Source organism: Pseudarthrobacter sp. NPDC058329 (assembly GCF_042879835.1).
Classification (GTDB): domain Bacteria; phylum Actinomycetota; class Actinomycetes; order Actinomycetales; family Micrococcaceae; genus Arthrobacter.
This window is the reverse complement of the sequence record NZ_JBHVZR010000008.1, coordinates 35,438-56,611: the sequence shown is the minus strand read 5'-3', so window position 1 is coordinate 56,611 and position 21,174 is coordinate 35,438. Positions and strand designations below refer to the sequence as shown.

The following is a 21,174-nucleotide window of genomic DNA, read 5'->3' as shown; positions in this document are numbered from 1 at the left end:
TAATCGGGCGCCTGCTGCCCGCACGCTAATCGGGTGCCTACTGCCCGCACGCCGTCCCCTTGCCGGCCAGCACCCGCAGGCAGCCCGGAAAAGGGGCCATGGCTAAACTGGCACCGTGACCAACAGCGAGCAGCCCGCCAGCGCCGATACGCCGTCGCGCGGGAAACTCGCCGAACGGCTGCTGCCCGGAGGGGAGGAACCGGACCCGCGCTTTACGCTCGCGAACGAACGCACCTTCCTCGCCTGGATCCGTACGTCCCTGGCGCTTCTGGCCGGGGGTATCGCCATCGAGGCCTTCACCGCGGACCTTTTCCTGGAGCCCGTCCGGAAGGGCCTGGCCGTGGTGCTGCTCCTGCTGGGCATGCTCCTGAGCGCCGGATCTGCGGTGCGGTGGCTGCGCGTGGAACGAAGCATGCGCAACAAGGCGCCGCTGCCGCTTCCGCTTATTGTCCCGCTGCTTGCCGGCGCTGGGGCGCTGGCGGCCGCCGTCGTGCTGATTTTTATCCTCGGGCGGTGAACCGGTGCTGCCTGCCCACCACGCCGGCGGTCACGGGGATCCGGGCCTCCAGCCGGAGCGGACTGCACTGGCCTGGGGCCGGACAATGATGGCCCTGCTGACGGTCAGCGCGATCTTCCTGCGCTGGCTCCCGGTCCATGGGCTGCCTATCCTGCTGCTGTTCGCCGTCTCCGCCGCGGCAGCCGCTGCGATCTACTTCACGCAGCGCCGCCGCTACAGCGCCAGCTCCCGCGGCATCGCCAGGGAAAATGTCGACGCCGACATCACCGCAGTGCTGTGGACGGCTTGCGCGGGGGTCGCGTTGGGCGGCCTCGGCATCGGCGTGGTCCTTGCCGCGTAAGCGTGCCCTAGAACATCGGCAGGACAAACCCCGCCAAAAGAGCGACCGCGCCGATCCCGGTGAGGCAGCGTCCCAGCACGGCTGCTGTCCTTCCAGCTTCTTCCGGAGCCGCGGTCTGCCACTGGGTGGGCCGCTTGGGGTGGTAGTAGATGGGGAGCGTATCCCCTACAGCCAGGTCCTTGATGTCGTGCGGTGACATGGGCGCATGGTGCACCTGGTACTTCCGGTCGAACCAGCGGAAACCTACCCCGGTATTGTCCGAATACACCACCGCTTCGGCCACCGCCCACGGGTGCACAAAGCGGCGCAGGAAGCCTGTGTAAAAAAGCAATCCCAGCCCGGCGGGCAGGCACAACCAAGTCAGCATTTCCAGGATTGGACCTGCCATATCAAGCACAGTGGGCATGATTCTGATGGTACAGGCGTACGGTGAGGGAAACGTTTCCGGCGGAAGGGCTGGACATGAACGACCCCGATCTTTCAGCCCGAATCCAGGCCCTGGCGGAATAGGAACACACACTCCGCGGGGACTCCGGGGCAGGGGGATACAAGCGGCAGCCCCCTACCCCTCGTCATCGAACGGGGTTCAGCCGATCGGTTCCGGCATCTGCTCCACCACGTACTGGGCGTCCACGGACAGCCCGGTGACGGGATCGGCCATCTCCACCTTCCAGCTGCGGGCGAACTGGTTCACGCCGCCAGTCATGGCTACGGTTCCGGAAATCAGCACAGTGCCGGGCTCGTTCAGCCCCCGCTCCGCCAGAACGTCCAGCCAGTAGTCCGGGGTCAGCAAGGCCTCCAGCGAGCTGTCCTGGATGAGGGTGTCAGGGGTCTCCCCTTCCCCAACCCAGCCCTTCAGTGTGATCCTGTCCAAGTGGTCACGGACATCGTCAAGCCGCCACGCCTTCCGGCCCAGGACATCCGGACTCGCGTTCTTGCTCCACGCCACGCCATGGACTTCCAGCTCCCGGTCCGTATGGTCGCAGGCAACTGTCAGCAGTACGCCGTCGTCCGTGATCACCAGCGCCCACTCCGCCTCCCCGGACGTCCGCCCATGCTGCACGCGCACTTCGGACACCTGCTGCGCCAGGTAGGGCGACACCGGATAGAGGGCCGGGGTGGTGGTGGGGCCGGGAACGCCCAGTTCCGCCAGTTCGGCAATGTGCGCCAGGACTTCATCCTGCTCGCGACCCGCGTATCCGGCATTGAGGAGGTGCTTGACCTGCACGTCCTTGGTGCTTCCATCGGGAAGTTCAAAACTGAGTACCGCCATGGTGGATCCGTCCTTTTCGCGTGCTGCGGGAAAAAAATTAACAAACCGGAAACCGGAAAGGGTCGCCAATGTACATCCAGTATGCGTAATGTATACATTATACGCCAGCGTGACAGGCGTCACTATTAGGAAAATACCGTGGAGGACACCATGAGCAACTCTCCCGTTCCAACTCCGGGCGCAGCGCCGCACCCGCACGCGCCGATCCATCCCAAGGGCCTCTACAAAGCCTTTGCCGCCAGCCTCACCGGCACCGCCCTTGAGTGGTACGACTTTGCCGTCTACTCGGCGGCTGCCGCCGTTGTATTTCCCCTCGTTTTCTTTCCTGCTTCCGACCCCCTGACGGGCACCATCCTCGCGTTTTCCACCTACGCTGTGGGCTACGTGTCCCGGCCGGTGGGCGGCATTATCTTCGGACGCCTGGGTGACCGGATCGGACGCAAGAAAGTGCTCGTGACCACCCTGATGATTATCGGTGTGGCCACGGTGCTGATCGGCGTCCTGCCGGGCTACGACAGCATCGGCATTACGGCGCCCATCATCCTGGTGCTGCTGCGGTTCGCGCAGGGTGTAGGCGTTGGCGGCGAATGGGGCGGCGCAGTCCTTCTCTCCAGCGAATACGGCGATCCGCACCGTCGCGGCTTCTGGGCCTCTGCCGCACAGGTAGGTCCGCCTGCCGGCAACCTCCTGGCCAACGGCGCGCTGGCCCTCCTGACCGTGATGCTGACCGAGGAGCAGTTCCTCAGCTTCGGCTGGCGGATCGCGTTCCTGGTATCGGCACTGCTGGTTGCGTTCGGCCTCTGGATCCGGCTCAGACTTGAGGACACCCCTGTCTTCAAGGCCATCGCCGCCCACGGTGAGCAGCCGCACGCCCCCATCCGCGAGGTTTTCGCCCACGAACTGCGTCCGTTGATCGCGGCCATTCTTTGCCGCGTAGGGCCGGACGTCCTGTACGCGCTGTTCACGGTTTTCACCCTGACCTACGGCATCCAGGCCCTTGGTTACGACCGCAACCAGGTCCTTACCGCCGTCCTGGTCGGTTCTGCGTTCCAGCTGTTTATGATCCCGCTGGCCGGCGCTGTTTCGGATCGCTTTAACCGCCGCCTGGTGTACGGGGTGGGCGCGGTGGTAGGCGCCGTCTGGACGTTCATTTTCTTCGGCATCCTCGGAGGCAACAACCAGCCGATGCTGATCATCGGCATCGTCCTGGGGCTTGCGGCGCACTCCTTTATGTATGGACCGCAAGCGGCCTTTATTGTGGAGCAGTTCTCCCCGCGGCTCCGCTCCACGGGAAGTTCCCTCGCCTACACTTTTGCCGGAGTGATCGGCGGTGCCATCGCGCCGCTGATGTTCACCGTTCTGCTTTCACAGTTTGGCACGTGGGTGCCGGTGGCCATTTATGTAGCCATCGCGTCGGCCGTCACGCTCATTGGCCTCGCCATGGGCCGCGATAACAACACGGTGGAGGACCAGGACTACCGGTTGCTGCTGGAAGGTGCCGGACAGGCAAGCCCCGCCTCCGGCGTCGGCGAATCCCGCTAACCCGCCGGGGAGTCGAGTCCACGTGACGCTTTCAGGAGGCATCCAGCCCGGCCTCACGTGGACTCAACATCCCTCAGGTCCGGAGCAGGAGGTCCCGGGTCACGGCCAGGTGGTGGTCGATCGCCTTCTGGGCCTGGGTTTCATCACCGGATACCAGGGCGTCGAGGATGCCCTGGTGTTCGGCGCACACGGCCTGCCTGCGGTCGCCGGTCCTGAACAAGGCGGACACTCCCACCAGGATCTGGCGGACGTGGAGCTTGCTGTAGGTACGGGAGATGAGCTCATTTCCGGCCGCGTCAATGAGCTGCTGGTGGAAGAGGGTGTCCAGGCGGATGAACTCGCGGGCGCCCTCAGCCTCCCCGGTATCCGGGATCCGGGCCTGCAGGTCCAGGGTTTCCTGCATCAGTGCAGCCGGGACGCGCCTTTCGGCGATCACCAGCCGTGCCGCATGGCTTTCCAGGACGCCGCGGAGTTCCATAAGTTCAGAGATTTCCCTGCCGGTGACGGGCGGGACATAGGCCCCGCGCTGCGGGATGAGTTCCACCAGCCCGTCCGAGACGAGGAGCAGCAGCGCTTCGCGGACCGGGGTGCGCGATACGCCAATTTCGGCCGCGAGTTCCTGTTCATTGAGGAAGCGGCCCTGCAGCTCGGGGTCGATCAGGACATTTTCGCGCAGGTGGGCATACGCCTTTTCCCGTCCGGACGCTGCCGTCCCTGCTGTTTTTCCCATACATTATGTATACAACAGATTGGAGCCACCAATGCGTCTAGCAGTCGCCCAAATCATCAGCAGCGAGGACCTCGCCGCCAACCTGGAGCTCATCCGGGACAACGCCACCCAGGCCAAGGCGGCCGGTGCGGAGCTGGTGGTGTTCCCCGAGGCCGCCATGCGCGCGTTCGGCCATTCGCTGAGGGGCATCGCCGAACCGCTGGACGGCCCGTGGGCTGAAAAAGTCCGCGCCCTTGCCAGCGAACTGGACATTGTGATCGTGGCCGGGATGTTCACCCCCGGGAAGGACGGCCGGGTGCGCAACACCCTCCTGGTTACCGGCCCGGGCGTGGACACCTCCTATGACAAGGTGCATCTTTTTGATGCCTTCGGCTTTGCCGAATCCGAGACAGTGGACGCTGGAACCAACCCGGTGACCTTCGAAGTTAGCGGCACCGTGTTCGGCCTGGCCACCTGTTATGACGTCCGTTTTCCCGCCCTGTTCACCGCCAACGCCCGCGCAGGCGCGCAGGTCAACATTGTCTGCGCCTCCTGGGGCGCCGGCGTTGGCAAAGCCGAGCAGTGGGACCTCCTGGTGCGGGCGCGCGCACTGGACAGCACCACCTTCGTGGTGGCCTGTGGCCAGGGCGATCCCGAAACCATCGGAGCCGGCCCTGCCGGAACCGCCCCCACGGGTATCGGCCACAGTGCCGTCATCACCCCCCTGGGCTCAGCGATAGCCGCGCTGGGCGGAAAACCGGAACTTGCCGTCGTCGACATCGATCCCTCGGTGGTGGACGAGGTGCGCGCCAAACTTCCCGTCCTGGCCAACGCCCGGCAGTTCTAACACCTCGGAGGGGCTGCTGCCCCACTGAGTCCCCCCCGGTTTGGGCAGCGTCCCACGACGGCGCGCCGTCGTCGTATCTCAGGCTGGGAAATCCCAGCCCCCTCGCGTGAGCTCTTCCCGTTGCTGGATAGCGGCCGTTTACACGGCTGAAACAATTTCGACACGGGCACTTCACAGAACCGCGATTTCTGTAACCTCAGCGCAACTTTCACGGCCAATTCCCGAAATACGGAACCCGAAAGATGGACCCGGGGGAATGCGGGGGCCGGCAGGGCGCCCCGCTTCGAGGCGCAACGCGAAGGGACCCGCAGGTGGAAATCACTGCCCAACATGTCTGGCTGATGATTTCAGCCGCGATGGTACTGCTGATGACTCCGGGGCTGGGCCTCTTTTATGGCGGCATGACACGCGCCAAAGCCGCCCTGAACATGATCATGATGAGCTTCATCTCCGCCGGGATCGTTGGGGTGGTCTGGGTTCTGTGGGGCTACTCCATGACAACAGGCGACGGCGTGCTGGGCATCTTCGGCAACCCGTTCGCTAATTTTGGCCTGCAGAACCTGATGGGCTCCCCGGACCTGATCAAGGCGGGATACAGCGCAACCTTTGCGATCATCACGGTGGCGCTGATCAGCGGCGCCATAGCGGACCGCGCCAGGTTCGGCGCCTGGGCCCTGTTCGTGCCGATCTGGATCACCGCGGTCTACTGCCCGCTCGCCTACATGATCTGGGGCGGCGGCCTGATGAGCGCCGACGGGGCCATCACCGCCGCTTTCGGTCAGGTTATCGACTTCGCCGGCGGGGCCGTGGTGGAGATCAGCTCCGGCACAGCCGCACTGGTACTGGCCCTGATCGTGGGCCAGCGCCACGGCTTCGCCAAGGACCCCAACCACCGGCCGCACAACGTGCCGTTCATTATGCTCGGTGCCGCCATCCTGTGGTTCGGGTGGTTTGGCTTCAACGGCGGAGCGGCGATCACAGCGGAACAGGCCGGCCTGATTTGGGTCAACACCCTGGTAACGCCGGCAGCGGCGATGCTCAGCTGGCTGGTGGCCGAAAAAATCCGCCACGGCCACCCCACCTCGCTCGGCGCAGCGTCCGGCGTGGTAGCCGGGCTCGTTGCCATCACTCCGTCCTGCGCCAACATCAGCCCAGTGGCCGCCATCGGCCTGGGCTTGGTGGCCGGAGCAGCCTGCGCCATTTTCGTGGACCTGAAGTACCGGTTCGGGCTGGATGATTCCCTCGATGTGGTGGGGGTCCACCTGGGTGCGGGACTGATCGGCACCCTTTCACTGGGCTTCATCGCCCTCCCGGTGGATGGACAGGGCGGCGGACTGTTCTATGGCGGCGGTTTCCAACAGCTGGTGGCGCAGACCGTGGCTGTGGTGATCACGGTGCTGCTGTCCGGCGTCGGAACCCTGGTGATTGGCCGTACCATCAACAAGACCATCGGGTTCCGCGTCAGCCGCGAGGCTGAGACCGCCGGCGTTGACCTGTCAGAGCATGCCGAGAGCGCCTACGCCTTCGGGGAAATGGGTGCAGGTTTTAACCCGGTGCGCCACGCAGTCCCGCCTCTTCCAGTCGCTTCGCCCTCCCCCGGGATTCAAAACCCCGCCGGGCAGCGGACCAAGGAAGACTCCTTCGCCTGAACCGCCTGTGCAGTCCGCGCCGCCCGGCCCCCTGGGGCGCTCCCCCGTCCGGCCCACTGACCGCTCCGCCCCTTGGCGATTCCAGTCAGCAGGTCAGTCAGCCAGGATCTTGTAGAGGGCGCGGCGGGTTTCGTCCAGCTTCTCGATGGCTGCTGCCCGCTGCTCCTCGGTGACTCCCGTCCGGAACTGGTGGATAACACCCATCAGCTTGCCGATGCTCTGGTGGAAGTCCTTGTCCGGGCTGTCAGGCCCGGCGTCCCAGGCATCGGCCAATTCTTCGGCGTGCTCTGCCACCCACGCCCTTCCGGCGTCAGTAAGCGTGAACTCGGTTCCACGGCCTTCGCTGAGCGCCGTGATCAGTTCCTCGTCCACCAGTTGCTGCAACGTGGGATAGATAGATCCCGGGCTCGGCCGCCAAGCTCCACTGGTCTTTTCGGCTATCGCCTTAATCAGTCCGTAACCATTGGACGGCGCTTCAGCCAGGAGCGAGAGGATGGCGGAGCGGACGTCACCCCTGCTTGCCCTGCGCGGGCCGCGCCCAAAACCGGGGCCGAAGCCCGGCCCGAATCCTGGTCCAAAACCAGGCCCGAAGCCGCCTCCGCGGTGTCCGTGCGGTCCCCGCCGGCCGCGGCCGCGCTCGAACCTGCCCCTGCCGGAGTGCGATCCGGAACTGTCGTCATAAAAAATGCCCTTCATCGTGGCATCGTCCTTTCGTTTTCTTAGTCGTCGCCGTAGCTCAGCGATAGTTAACGATATGTCGTTAACTATCGCTGGTCAAGGAAAAGAATTCATCAAATCATGACCTTCCGCCCTCTGGATTGCCCTGCTGGCGCGACGTAATCTTGTGGCACTCTTCAAGCTCGAGGGCTGAAACATGGCGAAGGAAAAGAAGCGCAGGCGCGGCAGCGGTTCTCCGCTGGGACGGTTCCTGGCATTCCTCGCAGCGAGCGTTATGTGCGGAGTACTGGCCGCCAGCCTGGTTGTGCCGTCTGTTGCCGCCGCTGGGTATGGTGTCAGCACTTCCATTGACTTTTTCGAAAGCCTGCCGGAGGAGCTGACCGTCCAGCCGCCGTCGCAATCCACCAAGGTCCTCACCGCCGATGGCAAGCCAATCGCGACGTTCTATGCCGAGAACCGCGTCCGGATACCGCTGGACCAGATGTCCCCGTACATCAAGGACGCCGTCATCGCCATCGAGGACAGCCGGTTCTATGAACATGCCGGCCTCGATCCGCAAGGCATCCTCCGCGCGGTGGTGGCGAACCTGACAAAGGGCGACCAGCAGGGGGCGTCCACCATTACACAGCAGTACGTCACCAACGTGCTCAATGAGGCAAAGCTGTCCCAGGAACGGCCTGATGAGGTGGTCCTGAGCGGGCAGAAGGACATCGCTGACAAGCTGCGGGAAATGAAACTCGCTGTTGCACTGGAAAAGAAGTTCAGCAAGGACCAGATCCTGGAGGGCTACCTGAACATCGTGTTCTTCAACAGCGACGCCTACGGCGTGGAAGCTGCAGCGCAATACTTCTTCAGCACCAGCGCGAAAGACCTGAACCTTCCCCAGGCCGCACTGCTGGCTGGCCTGGTGAACAGTCCCACGTTCTATAACCCCGCCCTCAACCCGGATAAGTCGGTTGTCCGCCGTGACCAGGTGCTTGGCGAGATGCTGCAGCAGGAGAAGATCACCCAGGCTGAACACGACGAGGCCGTTGCCAGCCCCATCGAGCTGAAGATCAGCCCCGAACGGCAGGGCTGTGCCAACGCCACCATGGCGCCGTACTTCTGCGATTACATCTCGCACCTCATACTCAACAATCCCGCGTACGGGCCCACGCTCAAGGAACGGGAGAGGAAGCTCTACCGGGGTGGCCTCACCATCACCACCACGTTGGACAGCAGGCTCCAGGGCGCAGCGCAGTCACAGGTGGATGGTACGGCAGGGGCCAATCCGGACAGGTGGGCAGCCACCCTGGTGACCGTCCAGCCCGGAACCGGCAAGATCCTGGCGATGGCCCAGAACACCGTCTTTCTGCCCGAGCCGGGGAAGTTCGACACCCACCTGAACTTCAACGTGGATGCCAGGGACCCCCAGGGCAATGACCTGAACGGGGCAGGCGGCTTCCAGACCGGGTCTACCATGAAGCCGTTTACGTTCGCGCAATGGCTGAATGAGGGCAAGCCGCTGAACGCGGAGGTGGACGCTTCAAAGCGCGTCTACCCGCTGGGGTTCCCCTGGCGGGACAGCTGCGGAAAGGTTCTCGGCGCCTACAGCACGGCCCAGAACAACCCGGAGCTGGGCGCGGCCGATGACCTGCAGAACGCCGAAGAGGGCTTCTACCGGAAGATGCCCATCGATTACGGCCTCTACAACTCCATCAACACTGCCACCTTCGCTTCGGCTGCACAGCTGGACTTCTGTGGCATCCAGAAGATGGTAGACGCCGTGGGCCTGCATAACGGCCACGACGGTTCCCCCATCAACATGCACCAACTGGGCAACCTCCTGGGCGCCACCAATGTGGCACCGCTGCATATGGCGAACGCCTTCGCCACCTTCGCCAATGACGGAAAGTACTGCACACCCATCGCACTGCTGGAGGTTACTGACGCCGCCGGCGGGAAGCTTCCGGCCCAGGCAAGCGAGTGTCGGGACGCCGTGAAGCCGGACGTGGCCCGTGGCGTCAACTCCGTGCTGCAGGACGTGATGAAGAAGGGATCAGGCGTCTGGATCAATCCAAAGGTCCAGGACAAGGTTCCGGTGGCAGCAAAGACCGGCACCTCGAACAACAACGGAGCCACATGGGTAGCCGGCTACACCACCGGGCTGGCCACCGCCTCCTTCTTCGGGGACGCGCTGGAGGGCCAGAAGCGTTCCGGCCAGAACGTCACGATTAACGGGACCTTCTACCCCCGCCTGGACGGTTACATGATCGCCGGGCCGCAGTGGGCCAATTACATGGTGAACGTGGCTCCGCTCTATCCGGCGGCGCCGTTCCCCGGGCCGCCGCCATCCATGTCAAGCCCCAACCCGCCGCCCACTCCCAAGCGGTAGCCTCTCCGCCGGAGTGGGGAAACCGGGGTGGCCCACGCTCTGTGGAGACGGGGAAATCCTCCCTCAACTCCCCGGATTCTGGCAGGATTGGCCCGGTGAAAAGCCTCGAAACCGAACGGTTGATTCTCCGCCAGTGGCAGCCGGAGGACGCAGACTTTGTGCTGGACCTCTACTCCCGCTGGGAGGTACAACGCTTCATCGGAAACCACCCACAGATAATGAGGGACCGGGCCGAGGCTGAGGAGCGCGTCCGAACCTGGCGGAACATCCACCAGCAGCCCCTGGCCCACCCCAGCCACGCCATCTGGGCCGTTCAGCTGAAAGCCGGGGCACCACTCGTCGGGACGCTGCTTTTGAAGTCCATCCCGGCGTCGGGCGGGACTCTGCCGCTTCAGCCCTCGGGCGATACGGAAATTGGCTGGCATTTCCACCCCGACCACTGGGGAAACGGCTACGCAACAGAGGCGGCGGCCGCTGGCCTCGGCTACGCGCTGGACAGCGGGCTGGACAAGGTCGTGGCAGTCACGGCGCCGGCCAACACAGCCTCACAAAGGGTGTGCCTGCGCATCGGCATGACCCACCGCGGACAGACCGAGAGGTACTACAACGCCACCTGCGAGCTCTTCGAGGCAAGAGCACCACACTAGCCCGTCCCCTTCCACAGCCGCCGCCACCATGGGCGGGGCAGTTCCGGCTCGGGCGCGGCCTGGGCAACCTGGGAAGCGGCACGGCGTCCGCGCCACCGCCCCACTTCCTCCTCCACGTCGCGGGTCTTGGTGATAACCGGCGGGCCGCCCTGGAGCTGGCGCCGTGCGTCGATGACCCTTCGGTTGAAGTCCTGCAGAATGTCACGGACCTGCTGCTCTGTGTACTGCGCGTCGAGCTTGGCGTCCAGTTCTGCGTCCTCGGTGCGGAGCAGGATGGCCGCCGGGCCCAGGCCGCTGATGTTTTCCCGCTGGATGAGGCCCTTGACCCACCAGTCGGGGTCGTATGACTCCCCCAGTCCCGGAATCGGTTTGCCGGCGTACTTGAGGTTGTCGAACTTCCCGTGCGCCATGGCATCCCGGACCAGATATTCGGCCCGCGCGGCATCGCCCACCTTCCGGCGCTTTTCCCGCTCCTGCGAGTCGAGGGCGTCGAGCGCGGCTTCCTCCTCGGCGCTGATCCCGGCTCCCCGGTAGGACCGGACTTCGGCGGCACGCTCCAGCCGCTTCCGGAAGTCCTCCGCACCGCTGCCCATCCCTGCCACCGCCTTACCTCTGGTTAGTTAGTGCCTTCCCGAGTTTAAGCTGGCATGTAGCGGCGATCGTAGAGGGGAAGTCCATGGATGCCAGCGGCGCGGCGGAGCCCACGCAAACTTTCGGGCGGTGAAGTCCTGGCCACCGCAACCAGCCCGCTGCTGGTTTTTCCCGCCGGGGCGCCCCAGGACGGGGAACCAAAGGAATAGCGGACGACGGCGGGAGGTCCCGTCGTCGTCCGCTTCCTTCCGTCGCTGGGCGGGTTAGCTGCTCAGGCGTTGGCGTGTTCGGCAAGGATGGCGTCGATCTGGCCGACGGCCTCCTTCATGCCTTCCTCCATGCCCATCTGGACCATCTGCTCCATCTGATCTTCCGATTCGAAGGTGGAGACGATGGTCATCCTGGTGCGGCCGCCGGACTCCTCAAGCGCGACCGTGGCGTGCGTGATGCCCAGGGTATCGACGGGCTCCCCGTTTTCGTCAGCAAAACCGTCATCGAACTCCAGCTTGTTGGGCGCCTGGATGGTGGTGAAGCGCCACCAGCCCCCGGCTTTTTCACCCTCGGGCCCGGTCATGTAGTAACCGGCTTTTCCGCCGGGCTGGAATTCGAACCGGTCAAAAGTGGCGGGCCAGGTGGGCGGTCCCCACCAGCGCTCCAGCTGGCGCGGGTCTTCCCAAAGCTGCCAGACACGTTCGACGCCGGCGTCGAACTCGGCCACGAGGGTGAAGCTCAGCGCCTCAAGATTCTTGGTGGAACTGATAACCGACATTGCAGAACCCTTCCTTATCCTTCAGCCAGAATGTCAGCGATCCGGCCGACGCGCTGCCGCCAGATCGCCTCGTACTCATCGAGCAGCCGCCGGGCTTTCTGCAGCCCTTCATGATTACCCCGCACGATCTGCTCCCTTCCGCGCTTTTCCTTGGTGACCAGGGATGCGCGCTCCAATACCGCAACATGCTTCTGGACTGCGGCGAAACTCATGGCGTAAAGGCCCGCGAGGCCGGAGACGGTGTATTCGCCCACCGTGACACGCCGGACAATGTCCCGGCGGGTGGAATCAGCGAACGCCTGGAAAAGGCGGTCAAGTTCGGTTTCGCGGAGCTGATCTACAACCATTTGGTTGTACGATAGTCCTGGCTGGGCCCAGTGTCAATGCTTCGACCACCCGCTTGTGCCACCGGGGAGGGCCCTCCCCCGCAAGGTATCTTTTAGCCCATGGGCATTTTCCTGGCCGGCGCCGGACCGGCCTACGAATCCTTTCCTGATGTGTTCAAACGCTTTGTACAGGACATCCCCCGGGAGTGCGGCGAATCCCGGCCCGTCCGGATCGCCGTCGTGGTGCACCACCGCGGCGGGACTCCGGGGATCGTGCTGCAGGATTACGCCGGGCCGATTCAGTCCCTGGCCTCCTGCGAGGTGGTCCCGGTCCTGCTGGGTGCCGGCGGGCCGGCGGATCCTGCGGTTTTCGACGGCATCGACGCCGTGGTGGTGGGCGGCGGACTGACGCCGGCATACCTCGCAGGGCTGGAAGGTTGCGCGGCTGCCATTGCGGCGAAGGTGTCCGACGGCCTGCCCTACCTTGGGTTTTCCGCCGGCGCCATGATTGCTCCCGAAAGGGGCATCATAGGCGGCTACCGGATTGCGGGCGTCGAGGTGTGCGGTGAGGAGTGTTCAGAGGACCTTGATGCCGTAGACGTCCGTGCGGGGCTGGGGCTGGTCCCCTTCGCCGTGGACGTCCATGCCGCCCAGGCCGGCACCCTCAGCAGGGCCGTAGGGGCCGTGGCAGCGGGACTCGTGGCCAGGGCCGTCGCCGTCGATGAGGACACGGCAATAATCCTGAACGACGACGGCCACGGGGACTTCGAGGTGATCGGCAGCGGCCACTGCTGGGATATCCGCTGGACCGGGGCGGGCTGCAGCGTTTCCGTCCGTTCGAGCGGACAGTAAACCAACGCCGTTTGACTGCCCGGGCCGGCTTACGAGTCGAAGTGGGTGCTGATGCTGGTGCCGGACAGCTGTTCGATCAATTCTGTGGCGACGTCACGCAGTTTGCGGTTGCGGTTGCTTGAGACCTTGGTGAGAATTTCCATCGCTTCTGCCTGCGAGCACCTGTTCTGGGCCATGATCACACCGCATGCAAGGTTGATGGCGGTGCGGCTTTCCATCGCCGCCTCCAAATCGTCCGCCCGGTCCTGCGCCGCGTTGATCCGTACGGACAGGTGGAGCGTGTTGTGTGCGGCGGCAGCAAAGCCAAGCGCCTTGTCATAGACGTTGGGGGTGAACACGTTGGCCTTTGACGCGAAGAAGTTCAGCGCAGCGCTGGCTCCGTTGCCGATTTCCAGGGGCACTCCCAGCGAGCTGTTGACGCCCGCCTCCACGAACTTCCGGCCGAGCACGGGCCACCGCGGATCCGAGGCGACGTCGTCGATGATCACCGGGGCCATGTCCCGCAGCGCCTTGATGCAGGGGCCGTCGCCCACGGCCTGCTCCAGCTTGTCCAGTTCGACGGCGCGTGCGCTGCTGCCGGCGGCTGTTGAGGGCTTGCGCCGCACCTTGACGGTGACTGCGCATTCGATCTGGTCGCCGGCCGCCTCGGAGACCGCGGCGGCAGCGAGCCTGGAGAGCCCGGAGAGGAACTCAGCTGCATCTTCCGTGCCCACAAGAATGCTCTGAAGCTGCTCGACAGGTTCGCCCTCTGGTGAATTCCACATGGGCCTATCCTATGTCCCACCCACAAAAGCGCGAGGAAGTTAATGCACATATGGACGGGTAGTGCAGCACTCCTGTTGGAGGGCCCGGGAAGCTATTCGTCGAAGTGGGTGCGCAACTCCGGGTCCGGTGAAATGGATTGGATAACACCTGCCGCCACGTCCCTCAGCTTGATGTTGCGGCTGTTTGACGCCTTCCTCAGGATGGTCATGGCTGTGGCCTGCCCGCAGCGGTTTTGAGCCATGATGACCCCGACGGCAATGTCGATGGCCGTCCTGGACTTCATTGCGGCCTCCAAATCCTCCTTCGCGTCCCTCAGCTGGGTCAGGCGGAGCTCCAGCCGGAGCGTTTTGGCGGACTGTTCACCGAAGAGTTCAGCGCGGGCGATGTCCTCAACAGAAAAACCGAGCACGGCCGAGGAATAGATGTTCAGGGCTGCGGAGGAATCCCCTTCGAGTTCCAGCGGAACGCACAAAAGTGAGCGGACGCCATGGACTGCAACGGCCCGGGCATATTCCGGCCAACGGCGTTCGCTGGCCACATCGCCCACATATACGGTTTCGCCGGTCCGCATGGCCGACAGGCAGGGCGCGTCCCGGAAGGAGTATTGCAGCTCATCCATTTCCCGCGCCCTGGGTGTGCTGGAGGCAATGGTCAGTGGCCGCTTTCGGCGCGCCACGGTCACGTTACAGATCACCTCGCCGCCGGGCGGGGCCAGGAGGGAGGCGGAAAAAACGGCGAGTTCCTTGAAAAAGTCCTCGGCGTCAGCAGTTTGGAGGACAAGGTCCTGCAAACTGGAGACGATTCCGTCACGGAAGGCTGCCGACCCGGACAAGGCGTCAGCGGTGCCGGATAAGGCGTCAGCGGTGCCGGGCAAGCCGTCAGCGGTGTTGGGTAGGGCGTCCATTGCACGTTCCTGAAGTTGGGCTACAACCGCTTCAGTTTTTCCGTGCGGTTCCGAGACGCCCACTTCCAAACGATTCCCCCACCCTACCTTGATTGCTATGCATCGATTCATCGGGCTGGCTGGCTGATGCTGCCTGGACGCGCCCGCTCGGCCTGCGCTCCCGCCGTCGTACATCCCTGCGCCAACAGCGCAATCCGCCGTATATCCACAGGTCCTGCACCGGCGTAGTCTCGGTAGTAGGAGATCCCGGGGTGACGGAAGCATCCGGAGATCTGCTCCTCGAAGTCCACGGTCCCCGGAATTTCTTCCGGCCCCGGCAGTCCAAGGAGCCGAACTGGCAGCAGCCCGGCTGAGCGGAGCATAGAAATGTTTCCCGAGTTGGCCGAAGGCCCGGAGCAACCGGACGAAGCCGCCGAAGAGCGCCGCGGGGCCGCCGAACGCTTCCGGAACATCGCCGGCTTCCTTGCCGACCTGGCCGTCGCGGCATCCGCCAGGCTGTCCTCCCCCCACAACCGGATCCACACCGGCGTCACCGTCATCCGGCGCAAAAGGCCCGAAGCCGTAGCCGGCAGCGATGCCGCGGCCCGCGCCCTGGACGAGTTGCAGAACGGCTTCAAGGACGGCCCCTGCCTGACGGCACTCCGGACCGGAGCGCCGCTCCTGGTTCCTGACCTCAGCTGCGAGCACCGGTGGGCTGCCTACGTGAAGGCAGCCGCTGAGAAGGGCGTCTCCTCCATCCTGGCCGTCCCGCTGGACCTGGGCGGCGAGGCAGAAGCGGTGCTGAATCTGTACTCCGGCAGAAGCAACGGCCTTTCGTCGGATGATGTCTCGACTGTGAAAGCATTCACGGCCCACGCGGCAGGTTCCCTGCGGCTGGTGCTCCGCATCACCCAGCTGAACGACGCCAGGAGCGACCTTGCTTCGGCAATGCAGTCCCGGACGGTCATAGACATGGCGGTGGGAGCGATCATGGCCGAAAACAGGTGCAGCCGGGATACCGCGCTCACCATCCTCACCAGGGCCTCCAGCACACGCAACGCCAAACTTCGGGATGTGGCAGCGTCGGTGATTGCATCCATTTCCGGCGAGAAGGAAGTAGTCACCTACTTCGACGGGTAGGCCCCGATCCCGGCCGACGTGATGAGACTCACCTGCAACAATCCGCAAATTGGTTGAGTCGCTTCCCCTGCTCTGGGCACTATGGAAAAGCAGGGCGGACCGCCTCTGAGCCAACACTCCGGGCGGCCCGTGTGCTTGGTCACATCAGCCCCGCAACGGTTGCCAATCCTTTTTGCAACCTGCACCATGGAAGTAAGGGAATGCGCTTTCCCACCTGCAGTCCGTCCTCATCGACGAGGACACGGTCCGGGCAAAGAAGACTCCGGAACGCCAACCGCATGAAATGGAAGTTGAATAATGACGTTCGATACCAATGACTCCGTGACCCTCAAGATCTGGGACAGGTCTGCCCTCCACCACACGCTGGACACCGCAGTAAGCGACCTCTCAGCGCGCCACAACACCACCAAATGCCGCATCGCCGTCACCTGCAGCGGACCCAACACCTTTACCCTGAGCGTCCGGGGCGAAGACCGCGCCCTGGTCTCCGCTTAGGTCTTCAACAAGGCAGCGGACGACGACGGGACTTCCCGTCGTCGTCCGCTCTCCTTATGTGCCTCCCGGGACGGGCGATTGGATTCGCCGGTCCCGCTCCCCCAGGCAGGTCGGGCCAAGTGTCGTTGTGACCGCTGGAAACGACACTCGGCGGTACCTGGTTGGGAGGGGGTCAGCTGTGGGTTGGTTCCTCCACCAGCGCGGTGGCGATGCTGTCCGCATCCTCCAGCGCGGCGAGGTAGCGTTCGGCGTCGAGGGCGGCGGCGCAGCCCGTGCCGGCGGCGGTGATGGCCTGGCGGTAGCGGTGGTCCACCGCGTCGCCACAGGCGAACACGCCGGAGAGGTTCGTGACCGTGGTGGGCGAGTCCACCTTGATGTAGCCCTCCTCGTCCAGTTCCACCTGCCCGGTCAGCAGTTCGGTGCGCGGCACGTGGCCGATGGCCACGAAGATGCCCGTGGCGGCCTGGTGCCGGGACTCCCCCGTGCGCGTGTCCGTCAGCGTCACGCCGCTGACTTTCCCGTCGCCGTGGATGGCCGTGACGGCGGAGTTCCAGGCGAAGCTGATCTTGGCATTGTCCTTGGCCCGCTGCGCCATGATGCGGGAGGCGCGCAGCTCGCCCTTGCGGACGACGACGGTCACGGACTTCCCGAACCGGGTCAGGAACATCGCCTCCTCCATGGCGGAGTCCCCGCCGCCGACGACGATGATGTCCTGCTCACGGAAAAAGAACCCGTCGCAGGTGGCGCACCAGGAAACCCCGTGGCCGCTGAACTTCTTCTCCTCCCGCAGGCCGAGCTCCTTGTACGCGGAGCCGGTGGCCAGAATGACGGCCGGGGCCTCATACGTCTCGCCGGCGCCGGTGACCACGCGCTTGAGATGGCCCTTCAGCGAGACCTGTGTGACGTCGTCGAACTGTACTTTGGCGCCGAACTTCTCGGCCTGCTCCTGCAGCCCGTCCATCAGCTCCGGCCCCTGGATCCCGCCGGGGAAACCCGGAAAGTTCTCTACTTCCGTGGTGTTCATCAGCGCACCTCCCGCGGTCACGGATCCGGCCAGCACCAGGGGTTGAAGGCCCGCGCGGGCGGCGTAAATCGCGGCGGTATAGCCGGCGGGGCCGGAACCGATGATGATCAGCTGTTCTGTGGCGGGGGTGTTCGCGTCAGTGGTCACGGTGCGTTCCTTTGCTTCGGGCGTTTGGAAAAGGCTACTGGCATCCGCGCAGAGCCGGTACCGGGACGGACGGTGCATATCGACGGATGTCAATTGGTTGCATAATGGGGTGCATGACCACTGTGCAAACTCTTGAGCCCGAGGTGGACGCCGCCTGCTGCACGCCGTCGCAGAAGCCGGCGCTCAGTGCAAAGGAAGCCCTGCAGAGGGCGCTGGTTTTCAAGGCCCTGGCCGATCCCAACCGGCTCCGCCTGCTGTCCATCGTCAAGGCCGGCGCATCGGGGGAGGCCTGCGTGTGCGACCTCACGGAGCCCCTGGACCTCGGCCAGCCCACAGTGTCGCATCACCTGAAGATCCTGGTGGACGCAGGGCTCCTGCGCCGGGAAAAGCGGGGCACCTGGGCCTACTTCTCGCTGGTCCCCGGCGCCCTCGACGACGCCGCCGGACTCCTGGCGACGCTGTGAAGCAGCAAGCGTCGCAAGCCCAACTGACCGAAGCCGCGCCCGTTGCGGTGCCCCTCGCACCACTGAACGTGGTCCCGGCAGCGATGGTGTCGGCGTCGGGCTTTCTGCTGTTTGCCCGGGAGGACCGCCTCTCGGGTTTCCTCCTCCTGGCCGCCGCGCTGGTGCTTGCCGCCATGATCAGCCGGCGCCTTGTTATTGACCTGGCGCTGATCGGTGTGGGGTTGACGGCCATGAGCCTGGTCCCGATCACCACCGATATCAGCACCGAACACATGGCCGTGATGGGTACTGCGATGATCCTCGCCGTCGGCATCCCCTACGCGGTGTCGCGGTTTATCACCAAGGACCACGCCATCAGGTTTCCCGTCCGGACCGGCCAGCCCTGGACCCGCGCCGAGAAGTGGTACCTGCCCGCAGTCCTGGTGATCGGGTACGCCCTGATGCCCGTCTACATGATCCGGACCGGGGTCTACAACAACTGGCCCGCCGTCAGTGACCCCGATGGCATTGCCCGGCTCTTCCTGGGCACCAACGTGCTGGGGATCTGGGATGAACTGTTCTTTATCTGCACGGCCTTCACACTGCTCCGCCGGCATCTTCCCGACTGGCAGGCCAACCTGCTCCAGGCAGTGCTGTTCACGTCATTCCTGTGGGAACTGGGATTCCACTCCTGGGCGCCGTTCTTCATCTTCCCGTTTGCCCTGCTCCAGGCCCGGCTGTTCACCATCACCAAGTCGCTGTCCTACATCGTCAGCGTCCACCTGCTGTTCGACTTCGTGCTGTTCCTGGTCCTCATCCACGCCCACAACCGGGAATGGATCGACATCTTCCTGTACTGACGTGCGCTCCTGGATCAGGGCCTACCGGCTCTGGACGCGCAGGCAGCGGGAGCACATAGTGGGATCGTGCAGACACCTGATCCTGACCTCGAAGCCCTGCGGCAGCGGGCGGCCCGCGGTGATTCCGATGCGGTCGATGAACTGATTGAACATGCCGCCGAACGCGGTGACCTCGATGAGCTCCGGCGGCTGGCCGATTCCGGCAGCCGGGGTGCGGCCGACCAGCTGGTCGAAACGGCGGCGGAGAAAAGCGATCTCGAGGAGCTCAGGCGGTTGTCGGCAGCCGGCAACTTTGACGCCGCCGACGTGCTGGCTGAGCTCGAAGAGGGAGACGACGGCGCGTAACCCGCCCACGCCTGCAAGGATATTCGCCCCGCATCAACCACGGCAGGCTGAGGGGTCTTGGCGCGGCACTAGAAGCGGATGGCGTCGATCACCTTGATCCGGACCGCCACCAGCGCGGGAATGGCTCCGGCCAGTGCCCCGACCAGGACGGCGGAGCCCAGGCCGAGCAGCGCGGCCTCAACGGGAAACGCCGGATACTCCTTGAGCCCGGGGGCAATATTGGACTGGATCCACGGGTTCTTGACCACCGCCACGGACAGCATAACTCCCACGACGCCGGCTACAGCCGTTGCCACCACCGACTCCATCATGACGCCCAGGAAGATCCGCTGCGAGGTGGCCCCGAAGCTGCGGCGGATGCCGATTTCCCGAACGCGGTACCGGACGGTGACCATCGAAATGTTCAGCATGCCCACCGCTCCCAGGAGGAGGACGAGCCCGGCGATGCCGCCGACGGCCAGCTGGACAGTCTCGAATGGATCCCCGTGGCTGGCATAATCCATCCGGTCCACCTGCGCCTGCATGCCCGGAAACTGCAGCTGCAGATCCGAGGTGATGGCCTGCTTGAGCGGCTCTGCCTGGCCCTCGCCAACCCAAAGTTTGAACTGCCCGAAGCCGCCCGCGGCAATTCCTGCGCGTTCCGCTGCCCCTGTCAGCATAAAGGCCGACGGCGGCGCCTGCGGGTGCTGGTCTGGAACCACCCCGATGATGACCGCCGTCGTCTCCTGCGTTCCCAGCAGCTGAACCTTGGGATTCGTGATCAGGTTCGGCCGGCCCGCTGCGGAGTAGAACGCCTCGGACACCACCAGGGCCGGAGCCAGCCGGTTCTCGTCGTCGTCCGCGAACCATCCGCCCTGGCTGACGTCAAGGCGGTGGATCATGCCATAGCCCGGATCCACGAGTTGGAGGTTCACCTGCTGCACACCCAAGGGTGACTGGAAGGAATGCTGCGCCTGGTATGAATGCGAGTAGTAGGTGATGCCGTACCGGTCAACGATGCCCTGGTACGCGTCCTCAAGCTTCTGTTGGTCCGGTTGCGCCGGCCCGTACACAGCTATGCCCAGGGTTGCCGTACGCCCGCCGTTCTGCTCGGAGGACGCTTTGAAACCTTCGCGGGCCAGGTTGCCCAGTCCGACCACGGACGTCAGGGCCGCCACGGAGAGGGCAACCCCCACCAGGGCCAGCAGGATCCGGGTCTTGTTGATCCGCAATTCCTGCCAGGCTTCCACGAGGGCCGAAATGATACCGGTCACGCGCTGGCTCCCGTCGGCACTTCCGCGGCGGAAAGGACACCCGACTCCAGCCGGTAGCAGGCCCGAGCGAGCGCGGCGACATTGACGTCGTGGGTGATCGTTACCAGGGCGGCACCGGATTCGGTGGCCACGGTATCCAGCAGCGCCATCACCGCCTGTCCCGTGTCCACGTCGAGGGCGCCTGTCGGTTCATCGGCGAGGATCAGCCGCGGGCGCCGCACCAGGGCCCGGGCGATGGCGACTCGTTGCTGCTCGCCACCGGAGAGCATGTTGGGCAGTGTCTGGGCCCGATGAGCCAGGCCCACACGGTCCAGGATGTCCATGGCTATCTCCCTGCGCCGCCAGAACTGCGGCCCTTTGGCGTAGAGCAACGGGGTGATGACGTTGTCCAGGGCGCTCCGGCTGGGCAACAGGTTGAACTGCTGGAACACGAAGCCCACGGATTCCCCGCGGAGCCTCGCCCGTGCGCCGTCGTTGAGTCGTTGCACGGGGACTCCCAGGAAGCTGAGGTCACCGCTGGAGGGCAGATCCAGGAGCCCGAGCAGGTTCAGCAGCGTGGACTTCCCGCAGCCGGAGCGTCCCACCACCGCCGTGTGGTCGCCGCTGTGAACGGCGAGGTCCACACCGCGGAGAATGTGCAGCTCCTGGTCATCAGGCAGCAGGACTGTCCTGGTCACACCCCGGAGGGCGACGAGTTCCTCCACC

At 64.7% G+C, this 21,174-nt stretch carries 25 protein-coding genes; 13 read left to right on the top strand and 12 right to left on the bottom strand.

Going from position 1 to position 21,174, the window contains the following annotated elements:
• Positions 1-115: 115 nt before the first annotated feature.
• Both ACFVYC_RS12285 and ACFVYC_RS12280 read left to right on the top strand, forming a co-directional pair.
• Positions 116-517 (top strand): YidH family protein, encoded by a 402-nt coding sequence (locus ACFVYC_RS12285; protein WP_387550202.1) that lies wholly within the window; start codon positions 116-118, stop codon positions 515-517.
• 4 nt (positions 518-521) lie between these two features.
• The gene (locus tag ACFVYC_RS12280; protein ID WP_387550201.1) at positions 522-857 is read left to right on the top strand and encodes a DUF202 domain-containing protein; all 336 of its coding nucleotides are present in this window, start codon (positions 522-524) and stop codon (positions 855-857) included.
• Positions 858-864: 7 nt separating this feature from the next.
• Here ACFVYC_RS12280 and ACFVYC_RS12275 read toward each other — a convergent pair whose 3' ends face one another.
• Both ACFVYC_RS12275 and ACFVYC_RS12270 read right to left on the bottom strand, forming a co-directional pair.
• Positions 865-1,263 (bottom strand): hypothetical protein, encoded by a 399-nt coding sequence (locus ACFVYC_RS12275; protein ID WP_387550199.1) that lies wholly within the window; start codon positions 1,261-1,263, stop codon positions 865-867.
• Positions 1,264-1,443: 180 nt separating this feature from the next.
• Entirely contained in the window at positions 1,444-2,130 is a 687-nt protein-coding gene (locus ACFVYC_RS12270; RefSeq protein WP_387550197.1) for a DUF2848 domain-containing protein, read from the bottom strand.
• Positions 2,131-2,280: 150 nt separating this feature from the next.
• Here ACFVYC_RS12270 and ACFVYC_RS12265 point away from each other — a divergent pair, with 150 nt between their 5' ends.
• A complete protein-coding gene (locus tag ACFVYC_RS12265; RefSeq protein WP_387550195.1) occupies positions 2,281-3,672 on the top strand; it encodes an MFS transporter in 1,392 nt (463 codons plus the stop codon).
• 73 nt (positions 3,673-3,745) lie between these two features.
• Here ACFVYC_RS12265 and ACFVYC_RS12260 read toward each other — a convergent pair whose 3' ends face one another.
• Positions 3,746-4,402, bottom strand: a complete 657-nt coding sequence (locus ACFVYC_RS12260; protein WP_387550193.1) for a GntR family transcriptional regulator — start codon at positions 4,400-4,402, stop codon at positions 3,746-3,748.
• A 31-nt stretch (positions 4,403-4,433) separates the two neighbouring features.
• On the opposite strand from ACFVYC_RS12260, the gene ACFVYC_RS12255 reads away from it, so the two are divergent.
• On the top strand, positions 4,434-5,228 hold the full coding sequence (locus ACFVYC_RS12255) for a carbon-nitrogen hydrolase family protein (protein WP_387550191.1): 795 nt from the start codon (positions 4,434-4,436) through the stop codon (positions 5,226-5,228).
• A gap of 311 nt (positions 5,229-5,539) precedes the next feature.
• Positions 5,540-6,877: an ammonium transporter gene (locus ACFVYC_RS12250; RefSeq protein ID WP_387550189.1), complete on the top strand. Its 1,338-nt coding sequence runs from the start codon at positions 5,540-5,542 to the stop codon at positions 6,875-6,877.
• 93 nt (positions 6,878-6,970) lie between these two features.
• Here the strand turns inward: ACFVYC_RS12250 and ACFVYC_RS12245 are convergent, their stop codons facing one another.
• Positions 6,971-7,573: a PadR family transcriptional regulator gene (locus tag ACFVYC_RS12245; protein ID WP_387550188.1), complete on the bottom strand. Its 603-nt coding sequence runs from the start codon at positions 7,571-7,573 to the stop codon at positions 6,971-6,973.
• Positions 7,574-7,751: 178 nt separating this feature from the next.
• Here ACFVYC_RS12245 and ACFVYC_RS12240 point away from each other — a divergent pair, with 178 nt between their 5' ends.
• The gene (locus ACFVYC_RS12240; protein WP_387550186.1) at positions 7,752-9,929 is read left to right on the top strand and encodes a transglycosylase domain-containing protein; all 2,178 of its coding nucleotides are present in this window, start codon (positions 7,752-7,754) and stop codon (positions 9,927-9,929) included.
• Between the two features lie 95 nt (positions 9,930-10,024).
• Positions 10,025-10,576: a GNAT family N-acetyltransferase gene (locus ACFVYC_RS12235; protein ID WP_387550184.1), complete on the top strand. Its 552-nt coding sequence runs from the start codon at positions 10,025-10,027 to the stop codon at positions 10,574-10,576.
• On the opposite strand, the gene ACFVYC_RS12230 is transcribed toward ACFVYC_RS12235, so the two are convergent.
• The 3 genes from ACFVYC_RS12230 to ACFVYC_RS12220 form a co-directional block, all read right to left on the bottom strand.
• Complete coding sequence (locus ACFVYC_RS12230; RefSeq protein ID WP_387550182.1) at positions 10,573-11,169, bottom strand: DUF1992 domain-containing protein; 597 nt, start codon at positions 11,167-11,169, stop codon at positions 10,573-10,575. The two genes, ACFVYC_RS12235 and ACFVYC_RS12230, sit on opposite strands and share 4 nt — an antisense overlap.
• A gap of 269 nt (positions 11,170-11,438) precedes the next feature.
• The gene (locus ACFVYC_RS12225; RefSeq protein WP_387550180.1) at positions 11,439-11,936 is read right to left on the bottom strand and encodes an SRPBCC domain-containing protein; all 498 of its coding nucleotides are present in this window, start codon (positions 11,934-11,936) and stop codon (positions 11,439-11,441) included.
• Between the two features lie 14 nt (positions 11,937-11,950).
• On the bottom strand, positions 11,951-12,283 hold the full coding sequence (locus ACFVYC_RS12220; RefSeq protein WP_142040303.1) for a metalloregulator ArsR/SmtB family transcription factor: 333 nt from the start codon (positions 12,281-12,283) through the stop codon (positions 11,951-11,953).
• Positions 12,284-12,382: 99 nt separating this feature from the next.
• On the opposite strand from ACFVYC_RS12220, the gene ACFVYC_RS12215 reads away from it, so the two are divergent.
• A complete protein-coding gene (locus ACFVYC_RS12215; protein WP_387550178.1) occupies positions 12,383-13,114 on the top strand; it encodes a Type 1 glutamine amidotransferase-like domain-containing protein in 732 nt (243 codons plus the stop codon).
• Between the two features lie 29 nt (positions 13,115-13,143).
• On the opposite strand, the gene ACFVYC_RS12210 is transcribed toward ACFVYC_RS12215, so the two are convergent.
• Both ACFVYC_RS12210 and ACFVYC_RS12205 read right to left on the bottom strand, forming a co-directional pair.
• Entirely contained in the window at positions 13,144-13,878 is a 735-nt protein-coding gene (locus ACFVYC_RS12210) for a GAF and ANTAR domain-containing protein (RefSeq protein WP_387550176.1), read from the bottom strand.
• Between the two features lie 92 nt (positions 13,879-13,970).
• Positions 13,971-14,783 (bottom strand): GAF and ANTAR domain-containing protein, encoded by an 813-nt coding sequence (locus ACFVYC_RS12205; RefSeq protein ID WP_387550174.1) that lies wholly within the window; start codon positions 14,781-14,783, stop codon positions 13,971-13,973.
• 366 nt (positions 14,784-15,149) lie between these two features.
• Between ACFVYC_RS12205 and ACFVYC_RS12200 the strand changes: the two genes are divergently transcribed.
• Both ACFVYC_RS12200 and ACFVYC_RS12195 read left to right on the top strand, forming a co-directional pair.
• Positions 15,150-15,902: a GAF and ANTAR domain-containing protein gene (locus ACFVYC_RS12200; protein WP_387550172.1), complete on the top strand. Its 753-nt coding sequence runs from the start codon at positions 15,150-15,152 to the stop codon at positions 15,900-15,902.
• Positions 15,903-16,199: 297 nt separating this feature from the next.
• The gene (locus tag ACFVYC_RS12195) at positions 16,200-16,397 is read left to right on the top strand and encodes a hypothetical protein (protein ID WP_387550170.1); all 198 of its coding nucleotides are present in this window, start codon (positions 16,200-16,202) and stop codon (positions 16,395-16,397) included.
• A gap of 172 nt (positions 16,398-16,569) precedes the next feature.
• On the opposite strand, the gene trxB is transcribed toward ACFVYC_RS12195, so the two are convergent.
• The gene (gene trxB, locus ACFVYC_RS12190; protein ID WP_387550168.1) at positions 16,570-17,568 is read right to left on the bottom strand and encodes a thioredoxin-disulfide reductase; all 999 of its coding nucleotides are present in this window, start codon (positions 17,566-17,568) and stop codon (positions 16,570-16,572) included.
• Positions 17,569-17,681: 113 nt separating this feature from the next.
• Here trxB and ACFVYC_RS12185 point away from each other — a divergent pair, with 113 nt between their 5' ends.
• From ACFVYC_RS12185 to ACFVYC_RS12175, 3 genes are all read left to right on the top strand, one after another.
• Positions 17,682-18,032, top strand: a complete 351-nt coding sequence (locus ACFVYC_RS12185) for an ArsR/SmtB family transcription factor (protein WP_387550166.1) — start codon at positions 17,682-17,684, stop codon at positions 18,030-18,032.
• 83 nt (positions 18,033-18,115) lie between these two features.
• Complete coding sequence (locus ACFVYC_RS12180) at positions 18,116-18,871, top strand: type II CAAX prenyl endopeptidase Rce1 family protein (RefSeq protein WP_387550403.1); 756 nt, start codon at positions 18,116-18,118, stop codon at positions 18,869-18,871.
• 66 nt (positions 18,872-18,937) lie between these two features.
• The gene (locus ACFVYC_RS12175) at positions 18,938-19,216 is read left to right on the top strand and encodes a hypothetical protein (protein WP_387550164.1); all 279 of its coding nucleotides are present in this window, start codon (positions 18,938-18,940) and stop codon (positions 19,214-19,216) included.
• A gap of 68 nt (positions 19,217-19,284) precedes the next feature.
• Here ACFVYC_RS12175 and ACFVYC_RS12170 read toward each other — a convergent pair whose 3' ends face one another.
• Positions 19,285-20,469 (bottom strand): ABC transporter permease, encoded by a 1,185-nt coding sequence (locus ACFVYC_RS12170; RefSeq protein WP_387550162.1) that lies wholly within the window; start codon positions 20,467-20,469, stop codon positions 19,285-19,287.
• Positions 20,466-21,173: an ABC transporter ATP-binding protein gene (locus tag ACFVYC_RS12165; RefSeq protein WP_387550160.1), complete on the bottom strand. Its 708-nt coding sequence runs from the start codon at positions 21,171-21,173 to the stop codon at positions 20,466-20,468. The genes ACFVYC_RS12170 and ACFVYC_RS12165 overlap by 4 nt, the downstream gene beginning before the upstream one ends.
• Between the last annotated feature and the right edge of the window lies 1 nt (position 21,174).